The sequence below is a fragment of the Pseudomonas sp. 05N431 genome, from assembly GCF_056397005.1.
In genome coordinates this window covers 251,288-269,095 of record NZ_JBFTMN010000002.1, presented here as the reverse complement: position 1 = coordinate 269,095, position 17,808 = coordinate 251,288, and the positions used below count along the sequence as shown (strand labels likewise).

Annotated in this window: 14 protein-coding genes and 2 pseudogenes; 9 read left to right on the top strand and 7 right to left on the bottom strand. The window is 56.4% G+C overall.

Annotation, left to right across the window (positions count from 1 at the left end):
• Nucleotides 1–153: 153 nt before the first annotated feature.
• Nucleotides 154–1,479, bottom strand: a complete 1,326-nt coding sequence (locus AC1DIG_RS04180) for a sensor histidine kinase (protein ID WP_477766274.1) — start codon at nucleotides 1,477–1,479, stop codon at nucleotides 154–156.
• Nucleotides 1,476–2,216: a response regulator gene (locus AC1DIG_RS04175; protein ID WP_477766273.1), complete on the bottom strand. Its 741-nt coding sequence runs from the start codon at nucleotides 2,214–2,216 to the stop codon at nucleotides 1,476–1,478. The genes AC1DIG_RS04180 and AC1DIG_RS04175 overlap by 4 nt, the downstream gene beginning before the upstream one ends.
• A gap of 354 nt (nucleotides 2,217–2,570) precedes the next feature.
• Here AC1DIG_RS04175 and AC1DIG_RS04170 point away from each other — a divergent pair, with 354 nt between their 5' ends.
• Nucleotides 2,571–3,791, top strand: a complete 1,221-nt coding sequence (locus tag AC1DIG_RS04170; RefSeq protein WP_477766272.1) for a cytochrome c biogenesis protein DipZ — start codon at nucleotides 2,571–2,573, stop codon at nucleotides 3,789–3,791.
• A 126-nt stretch (nucleotides 3,792–3,917) separates the two neighbouring features.
• Complete coding sequence (locus tag AC1DIG_RS04165) at nucleotides 3,918–4,076, top strand: hypothetical protein (protein WP_477766271.1); 159 nt, start codon at nucleotides 3,918–3,920, stop codon at nucleotides 4,074–4,076.
• A 78-nt stretch (nucleotides 4,077–4,154) separates the two neighbouring features.
• Here AC1DIG_RS04165 and AC1DIG_RS04160 read toward each other — a convergent pair whose 3' ends face one another.
• A complete protein-coding gene (locus AC1DIG_RS04160; protein WP_477766270.1) occupies nucleotides 4,155–4,949 on the bottom strand; it encodes a carbohydrate deacetylase in 795 nt (264 codons plus the stop codon).
• Nucleotides 4,921–5,259 (bottom strand): annotated as a pseudogene (locus AC1DIG_RS04155) (GNAT family N-acetyltransferase); the annotation flags it as partial. The pseudogene AC1DIG_RS04155 and the gene AC1DIG_RS04160, both read right to left, overlap by 29 nt.
• Here AC1DIG_RS04155 and AC1DIG_RS04150 point away from each other — a divergent pair.
• The 5 genes and pseudogenes from AC1DIG_RS04150 to AC1DIG_RS04130 all read left to right on the top strand — a co-directional run.
• A pseudogene (locus AC1DIG_RS04150) lies at nucleotides 5,259–5,464 on the top strand (MFS transporter); the annotation flags it as partial. The pseudogenes AC1DIG_RS04155 and AC1DIG_RS04150 sit on opposite strands and share 1 nt — an antisense overlap.
• A gap of 125 nt (nucleotides 5,465–5,589) precedes the next feature.
• Nucleotides 5,590–6,147, top strand: a complete 558-nt coding sequence (locus tag AC1DIG_RS04145; RefSeq protein ID WP_477766269.1) for a polysaccharide biosynthesis/export family protein — start codon at nucleotides 5,590–5,592, stop codon at nucleotides 6,145–6,147.
• Between the two features lie 26 nt (nucleotides 6,148–6,173).
• Nucleotides 6,174–7,289, top strand: coding sequence for a hypothetical protein (locus AC1DIG_RS04140; protein WP_477766268.1), 1,116 nt, complete (start codon nucleotides 6,174–6,176; stop codon nucleotides 7,287–7,289).
• A 20-nt stretch (nucleotides 7,290–7,309) separates the two neighbouring features.
• The gene (locus AC1DIG_RS04135) at nucleotides 7,310–8,866 is read left to right on the top strand and encodes a GumC family protein (RefSeq protein ID WP_477766267.1); all 1,557 of its coding nucleotides are present in this window, start codon (nucleotides 7,310–7,312) and stop codon (nucleotides 8,864–8,866) included.
• Between the two features lie 86 nt (nucleotides 8,867–8,952).
• Entirely contained in the window at nucleotides 8,953–9,684 is a 732-nt protein-coding gene (locus AC1DIG_RS04130) for a CpsD/CapB family tyrosine-protein kinase (RefSeq protein ID WP_477766468.1), read from the top strand.
• Nucleotides 9,685–9,728: 44 nt separating this feature from the next.
• On the opposite strand, the gene galE is transcribed toward AC1DIG_RS04130, so the two are convergent.
• The 3 genes from galE to AC1DIG_RS04115 form a co-directional block, all read right to left on the bottom strand.
• Nucleotides 9,729–10,706 carry a UDP-glucose 4-epimerase GalE gene (galE, locus tag AC1DIG_RS04125; RefSeq protein WP_477766266.1) on the bottom strand — a complete coding sequence of 326 codons (978 nt, stop codon included), beginning with the start codon at nucleotides 10,704–10,706 and terminating at the stop codon, nucleotides 9,729–9,731.
• Nucleotides 10,707–10,793: 87 nt separating this feature from the next.
• Nucleotides 10,794–13,472, bottom strand: coding sequence for a glycoside hydrolase 5 family protein (locus tag AC1DIG_RS04120; protein ID WP_477766265.1), 2,679 nt, complete (start codon nucleotides 13,470–13,472; stop codon nucleotides 10,794–10,796).
• A 5-nt stretch (nucleotides 13,473–13,477) separates the two neighbouring features.
• Nucleotides 13,478–15,094: an O-antigen ligase family protein gene (locus AC1DIG_RS04115; RefSeq protein WP_477766264.1), complete on the bottom strand. Its 1,617-nt coding sequence runs from the start codon at nucleotides 15,092–15,094 to the stop codon at nucleotides 13,478–13,480.
• A 96-nt stretch (nucleotides 15,095–15,190) separates the two neighbouring features.
• On the opposite strand from AC1DIG_RS04115, the gene AC1DIG_RS04110 reads away from it, so the two are divergent.
• Together AC1DIG_RS04110 and AC1DIG_RS04105 are read left to right on the top strand one after the other, a co-directional pair.
• The gene (locus tag AC1DIG_RS04110) at nucleotides 15,191–16,567 is read left to right on the top strand and encodes an oligosaccharide flippase family protein (RefSeq protein ID WP_477766263.1); all 1,377 of its coding nucleotides are present in this window, start codon (nucleotides 15,191–15,193) and stop codon (nucleotides 16,565–16,567) included.
• A gap of 277 nt (nucleotides 16,568–16,844) precedes the next feature.
• Nucleotides 16,845–17,801, top strand: coding sequence for a glycosyltransferase family 2 protein (locus AC1DIG_RS04105; RefSeq protein WP_477766262.1), 957 nt, complete (start codon nucleotides 16,845–16,847; stop codon nucleotides 17,799–17,801).
• Nucleotides 17,802–17,808 lie beyond the last annotated feature (7 nt).

The following is a 17,808-nucleotide window of genomic DNA, read 5'->3' as shown; positions in this document are numbered from 1 at the left end:
CAAACAGCCTGGAGGGTAAAACAAGCGCTGAGTCAGGTTCTGCCTTCGCAGGAAGGCATTCAGAGCGTGCTGACGCCTGCCAGAGGCAGGCTGAATCGCTGTTCACAGGTGCAGCACCCTGGAACTGCTGCGGTATAGGCAGGCCGAAGGAGGTTATTGGCGCCGCCCAGGTGGTGTTCCCGGTGCCAGCGTGAGCTCCGCGCAAAGGCCACCGCCTTCGCGGTTGCTCAAGGTCAGCGAACCGCCGATAGCCAGCGCCAGTTGCTGGGCGATGGCCAGCCCCAGTCCGGTACCACCGGTGGTGCGGTTGCGCGAGCTTTCCACCCGATAGAACGGCTTCATGACCTCGGCCAACTCGTCCTCGGCGATCCCCGGTCCGCGATCCAGCACTTTGATCGACAGGTTGCCAGCGCTCGATTGCACCACCAACTCTGCTGCGCCGGCGAACTTCAAGGCGTTGTCCAGCAGGTTGACCAGCACCCGCCGCAGGGCGTGAGGGCGGGTATCGATCACAGCGGCGTTTCTGTCGGTCAGTTGCACCTGTTTGCCCATGTCCTGATAGTCAAAGACCAGGCTGACGAGAAAGGAATCAAGATCAATGCGACAACTGGCTTCGGTGGCACCATGCACGCTGCGGGCATAGGCCACGCCTTCGCGCACCAGGTGCTCGATTTCTTCCAGGTCCTGCCAGAGCTTGTCCTTTTCGGCTGAATCGTCCATGAATTCCGCCCGAAGTTTCATCCGGGTGATGGGCGTTTGCAGGTCATGGGAAATGGCGGCGAGCAGTTGCATTCGTTCCTTGAGATAGGCCGCGATGCGCTCCTGCATGGCATTGAAGGCCACGGCAGCGTAGGCAACTTCGGTCGGGCCGGTTTCATCCAGGTGAATTTGGTGGGTGTTGGGGTCGAGGGTCTCCACGGCGTGGGACAAACGCGTCAAAGGGCGGATGGCAATTCTCACGGCCAGCCAGGTACAGCCGATCAACAGCAGCAACTGGCCGAGCAGGACCACCGGCAGCCACGGCGAGAGCGGCATGATCGAGGGCCGGACGTCGATTGTCAGGGGGGTGCCATCGGACAGCCGCAGGTGCGCCTGATAATGTTTCTGCGGGCCTGGGATGTCACGGAATGTCAGTGAAAAGTCATGGCCGACGGCATCTTCGATGGAGCCCACGGAGACTGGAACGTCGTCCTGTTGCATCGGTACACCGGGCTCACCTTCGCTCAGCAGGTAGCCATAGTTGCGCCGTTCCAGACGTTGCAACCAACTGGCGCGCTCCTCGGCCGGCAAGCGGTCAAGGATCGCAACCGAGGTGGCCACGTCGTTGACCAGGTTGCCAAGCATCGTCGATTTTGCGCTCTGGTAGCGTTCGTAGTACTGGGCGCCGAAGGACAGACCCTGAGCCAGAATCAGGCCGATCAGAAAAATCAGCGAGAGCCGTGACGCCAGCGTGCGCGGCCAGTGCAGCGAGAAATTCATGACGGTGCACCGAGGATTTCCACCGGCAGCGAGAACACGTAGCCTTCGCTGCGCACGGTCTTGATGTAGGCCGGTTCGCGGGCATCATCCAGCAGGCGTTGGCGCAGGCGGCTCACCAGCAAATCAATGGAGCGATCGAACAGATCGGCATCGCGGCCCTGGGTCAGGTTGAGCAACTGGTCGCGGTTGAGCACGCGCTGCGGGTGGTCGAGGAAGACCCTCAGCAGGCGGTATTCGGCGCCACTCAAGGCGACCATGGTGCCGTCCTCATCGAGCAAGTGGCGGGCCGAGGTATCCAGGCGCCAACGACCGAAACCCAGCAGTCGACCACTTTCGGTGACCATCAGGTTCGGCGGCAGCATCCGCGTGCGTCGCAGTACCGCATTGATGCGGGCCAGCAGTTCGCGGGCGGCGAACGGTTTGACCAGGTAATCGTCGGCGCCCATCTCAAGGCCGATGATGCGGTCGGTTTCGTCGTTGCGGGCGGTGAGCATCAGTACCGGTGTGGCTTTGTGTTTGCCGGCACGCAGCTCGCGGCACAGCAGCAGGCCGTCGTCGCCGGGCATCATGATGTCGAGCACAATCAGGTCGACCGGTGTGGTCTCGAGGAAGGAACGCATCTGGCGCCCATCGGCGACCACTGTGGTGCGCAAACCATTCTTCTTCAGGTAGTTGCCTACCAGCTCTCTGATCTCGCGATCGTCATCGACAATCAGAATGTGATCGACATGATCCATTGCCTCAACCTCTGTGTGTATGCGGTTTTCGTGCAGTCTATCGAGCCTGGATGAGCTTGCCCAAAGGCCTTTGTATTGCAGTGTATCTGGCGCGGGCTGGATACACAGCGACGCAAAAACTCCGATTTTGCAGACGTATGTATCGCTGTGTATCGCATGCAGGCATTGATACGTGCCGATTCACAGGCGGCTGTTTGCAACACAGACGGGATACCTCCAGGGCGTTCAATAGGTTCGATCGAGGCACTGCCACACGCCTTGGAACATTGAACGATTGACCCATTGCGGCGATGAGTAAAGCCCATCAACACCAAAACCCTCTACATCGCGCGCCAACCCTTTGCAGGTGATCCCATGTTTCTCATTGCATTTCTGGGCGGGATTTTGACAGTCCTCAGCCCCTGTATCCTTCCGGTTGTGCCTTTTCTGTTCGCTCGGGCGGACCGTTCGCAGTCTTCGGTGTTGCTCACCTTGAGTGGCATGGTACTGACCTTCGCCTTGATCTCAAGCCTTGCGGTGCTCAGCAGCGAGTGGGTAGTGCAAGCCAGTAACACCGGACGCTACCTGGCCTTGATCGTCATGGCGCTGTTCGCTCTGTCGCTGATTTTCGCCAGGGTCGGGAGTTGGTTGGCGCGGCCGTTCGTGAGGCTCGGTAACCGCCTCGATCCCGCCTCGCGCAAAATGACCGGGCCGCTGGCGTCGGTGCTGGTCGGCGTGGCAACCGGATTGCTCTGGGCTCCGTGCGCGGGGCCGATCCTCGGCGTGATTCTGACCGGTGCGATGGTGCAAGGCGTGAACGTGCACACCAGCCTGTTGTTGCTGGCTTACGGTCTGGGGAGTGCATTGTCGCTGGGAACGCTGATTTTCGCCGGCCGTGGCCTGGTCAATCGTTTGAAAGCTTCGATACCGGTTACCGCCTGGTTGAGGCGTGGCGCGGGGTGTGCTGCGCTGCTGGCGGTGGTGGTGATTGCCAGTGGCATTGATAGCCGATTGCTGGCCGGCACCTCATCGCGCAGCGTCACTGCCGTGGAGCAAGGCTTGTTGGAAAGCGTGCCCAGGCTCGTCGATTACATCGTCAGCAAAGTCAGTGCACAGTCATCCCGGGAGCCAGGGAGTAAAGGTCCCATGCCTTCATTGGCAGGTGCGGTGGAGTGGTTGAACTCGACACCATTAAGCAGTGAGTCACTGCGTGGCAAAGTGGTATTGGTGGATTTCTGGACCTATGACTGCATCAACTGCCAGCACACTTTGCCCTATGTCAATCAATGGGCGAAGCAGTACGCAAAGGACGGACTGGTCGTGATCGGTGTGCACACGCCGGAATACGGCTATGAAAAAATCATCAGTAACGTCCGTCAGCAGGTCAGGCAACTGGGTATTGGCTACCCGGTCGCCGTCGACAACAACTACACAATCTGGCGCGCATTCGATAATCAGTACTGGCCGGCCCATTACCTGATCGACGCCAAGGGGCAGGTGCGCTACAGCCATTTCGGGGAAGGTAACTACGCCGAGCAGGAACAAGTGATTCAGGGATTATTGGAGGAGGCGAAAGTGGCTGGCGGGGCGCAGTAATAACCCCTGATGGGTGCTGTGACCGTTGAAATGCGTGACCCGGCAAATGCCGGGTCTTTTTGCCTGAAGGTTTGGCCGCTTTGTTCTATCCTGAAAATTGAACACAAACCTCAGGAGGAGGGCCCTATGGCAATCGAAAAGAAACGTGAACAGTACGAAGATGTCGACGAGGAAAAACCGGATGAAGCAACCCCGGAAGAGAATCCGCCAGATCCAACCTGGAAGCATCCGGACGACGGCAAAAGCCTTTCAGATCTCGACCAGGAATGGCCTCTGAAACCCTGAGCCATTTGCAACCCTGAGTCATCTGCCTTTTGCACAATGCCCGCGGCCAGTCCCGGGCATTGTGCTGTCATCGTTGTGCTAGTCCAATGCCGTCGTGGTCGCTGCGGGTCGTGTGCGTACCAGCACGTTATAGCAAACCCGTGGAATGCCCGGCAGGCGGTTGTCGAGCAACTTGCTCAAGGACTCACCCTGATACAGATAGGCGTCGCCAAAGTCGCTGCCGAGCATCGTCGGATGGGCAACGATTTCCAGCAGTCCGTCTGCCGGTGGCCTGGTGTTGCGCAAGTCCATCGGGGTACAGACGTAGTCCGCCGTGGCACCGGCGAGGCGGTGTAAACGCCGGTTGAGCAAGCTCTTGAATACTCGCTTGGCCAGGCTGAGGTTGTGCCCCAGATTGCGCGCCAGGCGAACGGGGACTCCTTGGCGGGCAGCAAAACGCGCGACGATCTCACCGATCGGCCAGATAGTGTGAACATGCTGGTGGGAATCGAGATGGCTGGGCTGCAGGCCATTGTCCAGGCAGTGCTGCCATTGCGCTTCGAGCTCCTTCAGCACTGCATCGTGTTGCTGGCGGCTGAGCCACAGGCGGTGGCGGGGCAGGTTCAGGTCGAACTCGCCAGCCGTGTCGCAAAAGCTTGGCAGCTCGAGAATCGCCCGGCTCAGGGGCCGGCCGTACGTGAGGTTGAAGTGCAGGCCGACGCGGCCCTTGAGCAGTGGCTGTTGCGCCAGCTCACAGGCCGCTGCGAAGGCCGGCATGTTGGCCATGACGGTAGCGGAGCTGATCACCCCGGCCTGGAAGGCCCGCAGGATGACTGCGTTTTCGTTCAGGCTGAGACCGAAATCGTCAGCGTTGACTATGACTTGGCGAGGCATGTTCATCCTCCATGGGGTGTGCAGTGGGCGCGATTTTTTTATCGACGCCGGTCACGACGGGGGAGCGGGTTAAACGTGCGACAGCTGCCGCACGTTTGGCTCGCCACTGTTGCAGCCTCGGTTTGATGTGCTGCCAGCCCTCGTCCAGACCCCAGCGAATCCACTCATCAAGCAGCACTCGGCCGCTGCCCGGACCGGCATATTGCGGCAGGAACACCAGGTTGTAGTCGTAGAGCCGCCCCTGTTCCAGCAAGCCTAGACGATAGCTGATGCAACGTCCGTCAAGTTCCTTGGCGGCGAGGGTGGTAAATCTGGTTCTCGAGCCTAGGCGTGGTGCCGTTCACGCTGTTGCTGCCTCATGTGGACCTGTTCCGGACCCGTGTGCTGAGCGTGGTGATCGGCTTCATCCTGGCTTCGGCGTTCTCGGCCATCGTGGTCTACGCTCAAGAACAAGTACCGGCGACGTCGGGATGATTGCCGGGATGTTCTTCGGTCTGATGTTTGGTTTCGGCGGAAATTGGCCGCCAGGAAGCTCGAGGCGATTGCTGTTTGATCGTTTCTTTGGCGTGAAAGGAGGGGAGTGTTTTCGCCCCGTTTTTATGTGAATCTCTGTGCATGCTACTTGGTCGGAGGGATCCTTATGTTGCGTTTGTTATTGCCTGTGCTCTGCGCGCTGGTGGTCTGGCCCAGCATTACCAGTGCCGACGAAAAAGCCGCGGCTTATCTGCTAAGTCCGGGTGACGTCATTTCGGTTTCCGTTTGGGGCGAAGATAAGCTGAAGCAGGAGGTGCATGTACTTCCTGATGGCAGCATTACCTTCCCGCTGGCAGGACGAGTCGATGTTGCGGGGCTTGATGCCACTGCAGTCGCAAAGAAAGTCGCTGCCAGGCTCAAGGAGTTCATACCCGATCCGAACGTGAGCGTTGTCGTCACGAGCACCACAGGCAATCTCGTCTATGTGCAGGGTAAGGTGCTGAAGCCCGGCACCGTACAGATGTCAGGTCCAACTGCAGTGCTGCAAGCATTGAGCATGTCGGGCGGGCTCGACAAATTCGCCGACAAGGATGACATCAAGGTCGTGCGCCGCAATGGGGCTAAACAAGAGATCCTGCCCGTCCATTACAGCGATTTGATGTCCGGGCGTGACATGTCCACCAATATTCAACTCCAGGCCGGCGATACGCTGGTCGTGCCTTAGCCTTGCGCGATGCACTAAGGATTATCTTGCCCGTGCTGCGAACGGCCGGAGTTGCGACGGCTATCCTGATCTTGCCGTGCTCCAGTGTGGCGTTTGCTGCTACTTGGCAATCAGCAATCGTTGTGCCTTCGACTGTCGAGTACGACAGCAACCCGCTGCTTGTTACAGAAAACAAGAAGGGTGTGACTCGTACGATCATCGCCCCCGATTACACGCTTGTCGGTACTTCAGACCGGGATCAGTGGCGGTTCGGTCTTGGTATGAATCTGGTGCGTTCGTCTGATACCTCCATCGTTTCGGACCGCGAAGACCCCAACGTGCAGTTAGGGTGGCTGCGCGAGACCGAGACGGGTGGTTTTGGACTCACGGCGAAGTATGTCGAGAGCTCAACGCTCTCCACTGCGGTTCAAGCAACCGGCGTGATTGCCCCCGATGGTACGCAAAAGCTAACCTCGTTCGGCGGCAACTGGCGTACCGCTCTCAGTGAGCGAACGACCTTGGTTAACGAAACCGACTACACACATGTCACTTACGACATCAATACACTGACCAACTATAACGAGCTTTCGAACCGCCTGAGCTTTAACTACGCATGGAGCGAGCGTGTGGAGCTATTCACGCGTTTTGGCGTGAAGCGTTATGAGCCGCAGCAGGGATCTGCGGTGTCTTCCTCAAACAGTTACACCCCCACTGCCGGCTTGAACTTTGAGATCTCCGAGCGGCTCAAGGGGTCGCTTTACGCAGGTGTCAATCAAGTCTCTGGCTCGAACAGCCGCCCCCGTGGCCAAGGCGGTTTTTCGTTGCACTATACCGGTGAGCGTGTTGATACAAGTATCGACGCCAGTCGTAGTACTGTCGCCAGCGGCGACGGCGGTTTTGTCGAGGCTGATATCCTGAGCGGTACATGGAGTTATGCCCTCGACGACACCAGCCGTACCGGTTTTGATACCTCATGGCAAAAAACCAAAGGGCCAACGCCTAATACCCTGCGCAATGTCGGTGTCTGGTTTAGCCGGGAACTCTCGCCTTTTTGGGTGGCGCGCCTATCCTTCATGTACAAAGAACGCCAGCAAAATGGCTTGCCGGATGCCACCGCAAACGTCGTCGGGTTGACCTTGACCTATAGTCACCCCAACTTCTGAAATTCAGCTGGGTGATAAATATGACCTCTGAATACGAAATGTCGGTCAACGACTACATTGCTGTCATCAAGCACCATGCCTTGCTGTTGATCCTGAGTTTCGCGGTAATACTCGGCCTGAGCGTAGTGGTCGCGATCTCTATCCCGCCCATCTTCGAGTCATCTGGCACTATTCTGGTCGAGTCTCAGCAGATTTCGCCAGACCTGGTGGCGGCGAACAACAATACCTTTGCCGATGAGCGCATCGAAGTCATTCGCCAGCGCGTGATGACCCGTGAGCATCTGGAAGCGATCATCGACAAGTACAATCTTTTTAATTCGCAAAGCAGGCAGTTGAGCGTTTCCGAGAAAATCGATGAAATGCGCAATGCGATTACCGTCTCCTTGGTCAGTGCTGTCGTTAAGGGGCGCGGAGAAGTGACGATTGCTTTCCGTCTTTCCTTTGAGCACCGGCAGCCAGAGATTGCCAACAAAGTGGCCAACGAACTGGTGACGCTGTTTCTGGATGAAAACATCAAGCAGCGCACCGAGCGCGCCAGTGAAACAACAGAGTTTCTGACGCAGGAGGCGGACAAGCTCAGGGTCGAACTGGAAGCCCTGGAAAACCGCTTGGCAGACTTCAAGCAAGCGCACAGCAACGCGCTTCCCGAGCATCAGGAGTTGCGCATGAATATGTTGTCACGCGCCGAAACCGAGCTCAAAGAGGTCGACCGTGACTACAAAACTGCCCGTGAGGAGTTGCGCTTCAATGAGTTGGAGCTTTCCGCAGCAGCGACCAAGCATGCAGTGCCCGGCGCGGCGGGTGATAAACAGCAAGATCTGGGTAGCCTCAAGGCGGAGTACACCCGGTTACTGTCGCTGTATACCGAAGCCCACCCCGATGTGCGTGCCGTCAAACGCAAAATTGCTGCACTTGAGGCTACCAAAGGTGTTGGTGCTGGTGGTGCAGCGGCTCCAGTCAATCTGGACTTTGCCAAGGCTCAGGCCCGGATCGCTGCCGCAGAAACACGTATCAAGTCGCTGGCCGATCAAAAGCAGGAAGTACTCAAAAAAATAGCCGACTACGAGGCGCAAATTCTTGAGACGCCGCAAGTCGAGCGCGGCTTGGTCACACTGATGCGTGACTATGAAAACGCTAAAAAGAAATACGAGGAAATACGCACCAAGGAAATGAGTGCGAAAATTTCCGAAAGCCTGGAGCAGGAAAACAAAGCCGAGCGTTTTGTTCTTCTGGAATCGCCATTGATGCCTGAAAAGCCGATACGGCCGAATCGTAAAAAAGTGGTTGCCATGGGCTTTGTTCTCGCTCCGGTGGGCGCTGGCGCATTGGTGATGCTCCTTGAGATGCTGAACCAGCGCGTGCGCGGAGCTGAAGCCTTGGCCAGTGTGCTGGGTCGACGCATATTGGTTGCGATTCCCTACATATACACCAGAGCGGAATTGGCACGCCGTAAGCAGTGGCGAACGCGATTGATCGTCAGTGGAGTGGTGATGATCGTGCTCTTTTTGGTGCTCCTGCACTTCTTCTACATGCCTCTGGACCTCCTGATGTTTAAAGCTCTGGGCCGGTTTGCATAAGGAATATAGCCATGGAAATAATCAAGCCCGATACCGAGAATTCCGAGCAACAGCCTTCGTCAAGTCTCGTGACAATACCAAAAGCCATGACAGTGACCGGGCAGTCTGCAAGTCTGAATGCGCTGAGCTATGTGCAAACCAGAGTTGTACCGCTGCGGCCAGATCATCTCGAGCGCAATCGCATTGTGGCGTACAACAAGAATTCGAATATGGGGGGGGCTTTCGATCTGCTGCGTACGCAAGTTCTGAAAGTCATGGAAGAAAATGGCTGGCGCACGCTTGCTATCACCTCGCCAACTCCGGAGGCAGGCAAGACGGTATTGGCTATCAACTTGGCAATGAGCATCGCCCATCACACCACCAAGACGGCGCTACTGGTGGATTTCGACTTGCGTCGTCCGATGGTGGGTGCCTGCCTGGGTCTGCCGATGGAGAAATCGCTCAATGAATTGCTGGATGATGAAGCGGAACTGCAAGAGGTTCTGGTCAACCCGACCTTGCCGCGTTTTGTAGTCCTGCCGACGCGAGAGCCGATCCCGCTCTCCACCGAGGTGCTGTCATCGCCCACAGTGAGCCATTTGATTACTGATCTGCGCGAGCGCTACGACTCGCGTATCGTGATTTTCGACTTGCCGCCGTTGTTGAGTTCGGACGATGTTATTACCGTCTTGCCTAAATTCGACTGCGTCCTGCTGGTGGTCGCCAACGGTATGAACAGCAAGAAAGAGATCGAGGAAAGCCTTTATCATCTGGGGACAGCCAATCTGATTGGCACGGTACTGAACAAAGCCGAGCGCCCAAGCCGCTCTTATTACTAGAGCGTCACCCTCAGGTGTTCGGCGTTATGCGCCAGCGCCGACTTTCAGTGCCAAGGGTACTTCTGCTCCCAGCTCCAGGCGTGCGCCACGATCTGTTCAAGTGAGGCAAATTGCGGTTGCCAGCCAAGTAATGTGTTGGCCATGCGGGGATCGGCCACAAGGCGTGGCGGATCGCCGGCGCGGCGTGGCGCTTCGCTCACGGAGATATTCTGGCCGGTCACGGCGCGTACCATGTCTATTACTTGCTGTACTGAGAAACCTTGACCGCTTCCGAGGTTGAAAGCCGTGCTTGCACCACCTGCCAGTAAATAATCCACGGCAAGTGCATGAGCTGCAACGAGGTCGACAACGTGGATGTAGTCGCGAATGCAAGTGCCGTCAGGTGTGTCGTAGTCACGGCCATAGACGGTGATGGTTGTGCGCCGACCGGAGGCAGCTTGCAGTATCAGTGGCAGCAGGTGGGTTTCCGGTTCACGGCGTTCGCCTAACTGTCCTTCTGGGTCTGCTCCGGCGGCGTTGAAGTAGCGCAGGCAGACCGATTTGAGCCCGTATGCACGGTCGAAATCTTCAAGCATCTGCTCAACCATCCACTTGCTGCGACCATAAGGGTTGATCGCGGCCTTGGGATGCTCTTCGTCGATAGGTACATACACCGGGTCGCCATAGATGGCTGCGCTCGAGGAAAAAATGAAGTTTTTAACCCCGGCACGAACCACGGCTTGTAGCAGCGTAAGGGTTCCAGCCAGGTTATTTTGGTAATACTTGGCAGGTTCAGTGACGGATTCGCCCACCTGCGTAAATGAGGCGAAGTGGAACACGGCGTGAAAGTGCTGTCCCGCAAACAAGACGTTCAGGGCTTGTGCGTCGGCGATGTCCAGTTCGACCAATCTCCCGCCCATCAATGCGCCGCGATGGCCTGTTGAAAAGTTGTCTGCCACCACCGGTTCGTGACCTGCACGCAGTAGTTGCTTAACCATATGCGAGCCGATATAGCCTGCGCCACCAACAACCAAAAATTTCATCCTGATCTCCTGGAAACTGTTGCTGTGCAAGCACAGATTGGTACGCCAGTTCGATCCACCTGATCATTACGTTAAGAGACAGGTTAGCTATTGATTCGCCATCGTGCTGGATGATGCTGTATTGACAGGGCCTGGCTGTGCGTTGCCTGAGGTTGTAGCTTGCGTGACGCCTTTTTTCAAAAACAACCAGTTCGACGCCTGCAAGCCGTCGAACTTGATCGTGTAGCGTCCATCAAGGTAGGTGGCGGGTAGCTTCTTCATTTGTCCAGGGATGCCGTGGCTGAACAGCGTCAAGCCTTGCGGCGCCTGGATTGTCAGGGTGCCTTCGAGGGGCTCGACATAAAAAGGTGTTTTGCTGTCGTCTTTGGGGACGGCACGGGTACCCAGCGAAATCAGTAAATCCTGCGATCGGCCGACAGGCGCGTCGTCCAGGCTTTGCACCACCACACTGGCATTAGCGGTCTTCACTTGAACCTGGATGTTGCCAAGGCTGATCGACTCGCCGCCTATCCAGCCGGTTGCTGCTTGGGTGCGTGGCGTATTGATGGTGTAGATGCCTAGTTTCCAGTTGCGCTTCAACTCGCCAGTGTCTGTCGTCGACTCGCTGGCATTGGCGTCCAGCAGCGACTGGTTGGGGTCATGAAACACCTGTGCATTGCTCGGGATAGCACTCTGTTGCAACCAGGGCAATTGCGGCGTCTGTGGCATGGCGATTTCCAGCTTGCCTTTTTCCATGGCTGTGCGCAGTAGAGCCGCGTTGGCGGGTGTGATGCGTTGGTTGAATAGAGTGCTTGGCGTCGGCGCGAAGACATAGGTCGTTGTTGCTTCGCGAACGTCTGCACGGCGATAAAGCAAGGCGGCGGCGGGCAGGGTGGCCAGCATTGCAGGGTCGTTATAGGCGTGCCAGTTGTCGGCAGTTATCCATTCGCCGGTTAGCGGCTCCTGGCTGTAGGCATATTGCATCAGCGCATCCCAGCCTTGGTGGCTGGCGGTGCCGGCCATATAGAGTGGCAGCGAGTGACGGTCAGGTGTCGGGAAAGGTTCAGTGTTCCACTCGGTGACGGTCAGGGGTTTGCCTATGACCTGGCCGGCGGCAATCCAGTTCAGTAAACCGTCGCTGGTGAGCGGGTTTTTCTCTAGCTGCCCAGAGCCACCGTAGCTATGGACGTCGATCAGGTCGCCGGCGGTAAGGGCCGGTAAGGAGCTTAGGCTGTCGCCGCCCCAGCTACTGGTCGTGGCGATGGGTACCTTCACTCCTGATTCACGTAGGTGCTGAATCATGTCTACGTCGAAACGTCGCTCCAAATCGTTAAGGAACAGCTTGGCGGGGCCTGGTTCCCAGGAGCGCCAGGTCTGGCTTGCAGATAGATTGTGCTGGTTCGCAAAGGCCTCGGCCTCGGCCATGTAGATCTTGTTGTGCTTTGGCACTCGTTTGTCTGGTAACAGGGCGTTGCCAAAGTGCTGGGTGACATCGTTTTCGTTGGTAATCAGTACGGCGGCGATCGCCGGATCGTCTTTGTAAGCGAGTCCGGTGTAGGTGTTTACATGGGTCAAATAGGCTTGGGCAAAGCGCTTCATTGCCTGCTGAATGCTGATGTTTACATAGGCATAGCCCTTCAGATCGGCGTTGTTCTGGCCATTCTTTGGCATTTCATCGAAGCCATAGATGTTGTCGTTTGCAGTCAAGGCTCGCTCGACGTGCATATCGAGCCATACATAAATGCCCTCGTCTTTGAGGCACTTGATCCACCAGTCGATTTTTTTCAGTGAGTCCGGGCTTAGCTGCTGAGTGTCATGCGTGAGATTGCTGTCGCGAAAGATGTTTGGGCTGACCCACGGGGAGTCATGGTGGTGCAGTCGTACGAGATTGAAACCGAGTGCCGACAGACGTTTGGCCTGCAGCTTGATTGCATCGTCTGGCGTACGAAACAGCGCATAGGCCGTCAGGTTAGTGCCCCAGAAGCGCGCTGGGGTGTTGTCTGCGAATAACAGTTGCTCGCCGGATACTTTGACGAAGCCGCGCTTGCCTGCAGGTTTTTCGTGAGCGTTAAGAAAGGACAGATCGACCGGCGAGGTTTTCCAGTCGAGCGTGTCACTCGGCCAGTTCCTTGTGTCCGCCAGCCCGAAGCGCTCGGTTGTGGTCGGACCGAGTACCACATCGCCAGATAGGCTCAAGGTGGCTTTGAAATTTTGGCGGCCGGGTTTGATCGTGTTCTTGTAAAAAAAAGCACGCACCTGAGATTTATCACCCGGTTCAAAGTACACACTTGCCAGTGCAGGCTCAAAACGCATCTCGATGCGTCGGCTTTGTGTATTCCCCCAGGACCAGCCGCGGTTGTCGGGTAGCAAAGCCGGCTCACCCATTTCTCCATCGTAAAGGGCAGGATCGAACTTGAAGACGATGCCTCCGCCCATCACGTCCGGCATCATGCGGTGTGCATCCAGGGCAATGTTCCAGGTCAACTTCTGCTCGTCTTCCTTCTGAATTTGCGCAGTCAGGTCGAAATCCAGGTTTTTGTTCTTGCCTGCAAGGGAGTAGCTATAAGGGGTGTTCACCTTGAACGCGGTCGGCAAATCCGTCCATTCCCAGTTGCTCCCCCAGAAGGCGAATGAAGAAGAAACTACAGGGTTGCCACTGCGCGCCAGCATTGGCAGACCGCTGCGCTCATCAACGCTGGAGACCCAGTCCGACGCCCAGGTGCTAAACGGCCAAACAGCAAGGAGAACCACTAGCAGCCTATGGGCGCGGTGAACAAAAGAGGTCATGAGCGTTACCAGGTTTGAAGGTTGGCGCTCGCAGTGCTTGCGGTCTCGGTGCGCTTGAGCCTGCGCACCATCTGAGCATAGGCCACACCCAGTCCGGCCACCGACCAATACACCACGGGGATCACCGTGATACTGCTAACGGTAAAGATGGTCACCAGTATCCCGGCCAGTACCGCCAACAGTGCACGTCCGAGTCGGCGCGCCTCATCGTCTTTGTTGGGGACCGAACGCATTGCTCTGCGGATGCTGAGCAGCACAGTGGCGAAAAAAACCACGAATAGCGTCAATCCGATCAGGCCGATGTCCAGCGCCAGGGCGATGTAGGTATTCACAATATCAATGATACCTTCGCCCTGAATCATGGACTGCATCTCAGGCGCGTTGCGGTAATCGAAAGAGCCCAGCCAAGGGTTGCGCTGGATGACGATCACTGAGTTATCAATCAAGCGCTGCCGGTATGTGATGTTCTCTGCGTCTACCGTACCGATGAACGGTAGCAGATCCAGGAATTTCTGCCCGCCAGGCACGATGGCCAGCAGCAGAAGGGCGAGCACTCCGGCGATTGCAAGAAGCATCAGGCGTTTGACAGCTTTACGGCCGGTGGCGATGAACACGGTGATCATGATGGCAGCACCGATCCAGGGGCCACGCGACAGCGATGCAAACAGACCGCCAGCCAGCAAGAGCGCGCCGAGGCATTGCTGCAATCGGCTGCGTACGCTCTCGCGCAAGAACAGGTAAAAGCCGATGGCCACGCTAATGACGTAACCCAGTGCGATCGCCTGGCCGGTGGTGGCGCTGGCGCGTAATGAATCACCACGACTCAAGTAGTTGGACAATTCCCAGTGTATGTCCAGGGCAACAATCAGCGCGTTGTACAGCAGCCAATGGCGGGCAAATTCGACGAGACCAATAAGCGCCAGCACCATGGCGGCGAGTACAAATCCCAACAGGGCATCCTTGAAGTCGCTGAGTTCCTTCAGTGCCCTGCTGGCAACGTAGTAAGGCAAAAAAACGTCTATGAACAGGTAGAGCGTCTGGCGCAAGGTGTCGGTCAGCGTGGTCTCACGCAGGTAAAGCAAGCTCGTCAGCAGGAGGTAGGCCGCTAGCAGTTTGTCAGGCCAGATGCGTCCGAACCTCAGTGTGCTTGCTTGCCTGCGTAGCATGAAAAAAGCCGGCAACCACAGACACAATGCGAGCAGTTTGTCAGGCCAGGTGCGTCCGAAGCTCAGTGTGCTTGCTTGCCCGCGTAGCATGAAAAAAGCCGGCAACAACAGACACAATGCGAGCAGACGAATATGGTTAAGTGCAAAAAAATAGTTGATCAGGCCGAAGCCGGGAATCTGTGCCGGGGCCGGCGGGATGAGAAACAGCAGAAGGAAAAACAGTGCCAGAGGATTGCGTTCGCGTTGTCGTGCGACGGTCAAAATGACAGCGGCAATTCCCGCGTACACCCAGAAACTGTGCGAGACAAAGGCCAGTAGCGTCAATGCGAACCACAGATTGCGGCGACGAGTGAAGTCGTGGAGTGGGATCAGGTCTACTGCTGGTCGACGCGCCAAGGCAAAGACGATGCCAGCTAAAACTAGAATGACGATTAACGCGCGAAAGTGCTCAGGCATGGATTATTGAACTCATGGATTGGTGAGCAACGGCTAGTGAGATGACCAATTGTAGCTATAGTAACGTGCGTACCATTTGAGTTCGGGGTCGATGTCATGCCTCCAGTTGATTTATCGCCATCGTTGAGCCTTCGCAGGCGAGCGATATCTGCTGGGGCATGGAATCTGGGTGCGCTTGTTGCCTCTCAAGCATTTCGCTTGGGCGGCAACCTTGTAATGGCCCGTCTGCTGATGCCGGAAATTTTCGGCGTAATGCTCATCGCCACCACCGTTTCGATGGTTCTGCACTTGCTTGCCGATGTCGGTTTGCGCCAGAACATTATCCAGAGCCCGCGTGGCGACGATCCCGTGTTTCTCAATACCGCCTGGACAGTGCAGATCCTGCGTGGCGTTGTCCTTTTTGCTGCGACACTGCTAATCGCGGGCTTCACCTGGTTTGCGCAAGTCATCAATCTGTGGCCGGCCAATTCCATCTATGCCGCACCGGAGTTGCCGCTGGTGTTGGCCTTTACCGGCTTTACCGCGATCATCTTTGGGCTCCAGTCGACGAAATTCGACTTGGCCGTTCGCGATTTCCAGCAAAAGAAAGTGGTGCTCCTCGAGTTTGCGGCCCAGCTGGCGGGGCTGCTGGTGATGCTGGTCATCGGTTACTTCACCAGGTCCATCTGGTCGCTGGTGATTGCAGGTCTGGTCTCCGCCATGGTCGGCACTGTTATTGGTCATCTATGGTTTCAGGGCCCGCCTAACCGTCTGCAGTGGGACCGCTCTGCGCTTAAAGAGTTAGTCGTCTTCGGCCGTTGGATTCTGTTGTCTTCGGCAGTGGGAGTATTGGCCATGTATGGTGATCGCATCTGGTTCGGCGGCGCCATGTCGGCCACTGAACTGGGCGTCTACTCCATTGCGGTGCTGATTTTGGGCACTCTTCAAACCGGAGTGCTCAGGTTGGTCGGGGCCGTGGCCCTGCCGGCCTTCAGTGAAGCCTCAAGAAGTAATGACAGCACCCGGCTCCGCGTTTTGTATTACCGCTTCAGATTGATTTTCGATCTTGCTTTGCTGTTTGTCTGTGGACTGTTCTTGACCGTCAGTCCGCTCATCGTTGGTTGGTTATACGATGAGCGTTATGCCGCTGCCGGCACCATGATGGCCGTTCTTTCACTTTCTTTTTTCACATTGCGCTACACGGTGGCGCATCAAGTTTGGCTTGCCTTGGGACTCACAAAGTACCAAGCCATGGATAACATTATTCGCATTGTCTCGTTATGGGGGCTACTGCCGCTGCTGCTGGCGATTGGCGGGGTAAAATATGCGATTTGGGGCGTTGCCCTGCATACGTTCCCTACGCTTGTCCTGATTGTTTATGTCAATTGTCAGGTGGGGCTGTTCGATCTCAAGCGTGAACTGGTGGTGCTGCCAATGCTGGCAGTGGGGGCTTTGTGTGGAGAGTTAGTGTTGGGCGTTGCTAAATGGCTTTGATTTGATCTATGTCTTTTGCTGTTTTCAATGCTGTGACAGACCGTCTTCAAACGCAACCTCGATGGCGTGGAGATTTGAACCATGAGTAAACTTGATTTGGATGGAAAATTGCTTGACTGGAAGTGCATTGAATTTGAATAGGCACCTCTTGTTTTCAGCGGTTTTGGAGGCGATCTAATGAAAGTGACTTTTGTGTTGCCGGTGGTGAACATGTCGGGTGGAATTCGCGTCGTTGCAATTTACGCTAAGGCATTAGATGAGTTGGGGGGGCAATCTAATGATTAGTGCCCCTCTTGATGTGTTAGTAGTTAACTACAATACAGCGACGCTGCTGCAACCCATGTTTAATGCGTTGCGCGAGTCAAATAGTGCGGATCGAACGCGCTATTTAGTGGTGGACAATGCCTCTGCCGATAATTCACTGGAGTGCCTGGCAACTATTTGCCCAGAGGCATTGCTGCTGGCCAATGAAGATAATGTTGGCTTTGGTCGTGCCAACAATCAATTGGTTGAGCACCTGCAGGGCAAGTACGCGTTGCTCCTCAATACCGATGCCTTCGTTGCTGCTGATACCCTGAGCAAGACCCTCGATTACATGGAGGCTCACCCTGATTGCGGAGTCCTCGGCGTTCGGTTGGTTGGGCGAGAGGGTGATTTGCAGCCCTCCTGTCGCTATTTTCCGACGCCGTTGAATGTCTTCCTCTCACGTACAGGGCTTGAGCGCTTTTTCCCTGTGGTGAAGAGGGTCGACGACATGGACTGGGATCATGCCTCGGTCCGTGAGTGCGACTGGGTACCCGGCTGCTATTACTTGATCCGCCGTGAAGTCATCGATCAGGTTGGCTTGTTCGACCCGCGCTACTTTCTTTACTACGAGGAGGTCGATCACTGCAAACGCGTTAAACAGGCCGGTTGGAAGGTGGTTTATTACCCGCATACCACGGTGGTGCATATCGGTGGTGAAAGTGCCAAATCGGTTGTCAAACTCAATGTGGTCAGTCGACAGATACCCAGGTTACAAATCGAAAGCGAGCTTTTGTACTTTCGCAAGCACCACGGTCTACTGGGGTTGGCCTCACATATGTTGCTGGTGAGCCTGGGGGATCTGATTCTGGCGCTCAAGGCTCTATTGAAAGGCCGCGGCCGGGCGGCCATAGGGGCGTGTTGGCAGCATGCTCGTGAGACTTGGGCGTTGCTGCGCGATACCCGGTTTGCTAGCCAACCAACACGGTAGATCAACT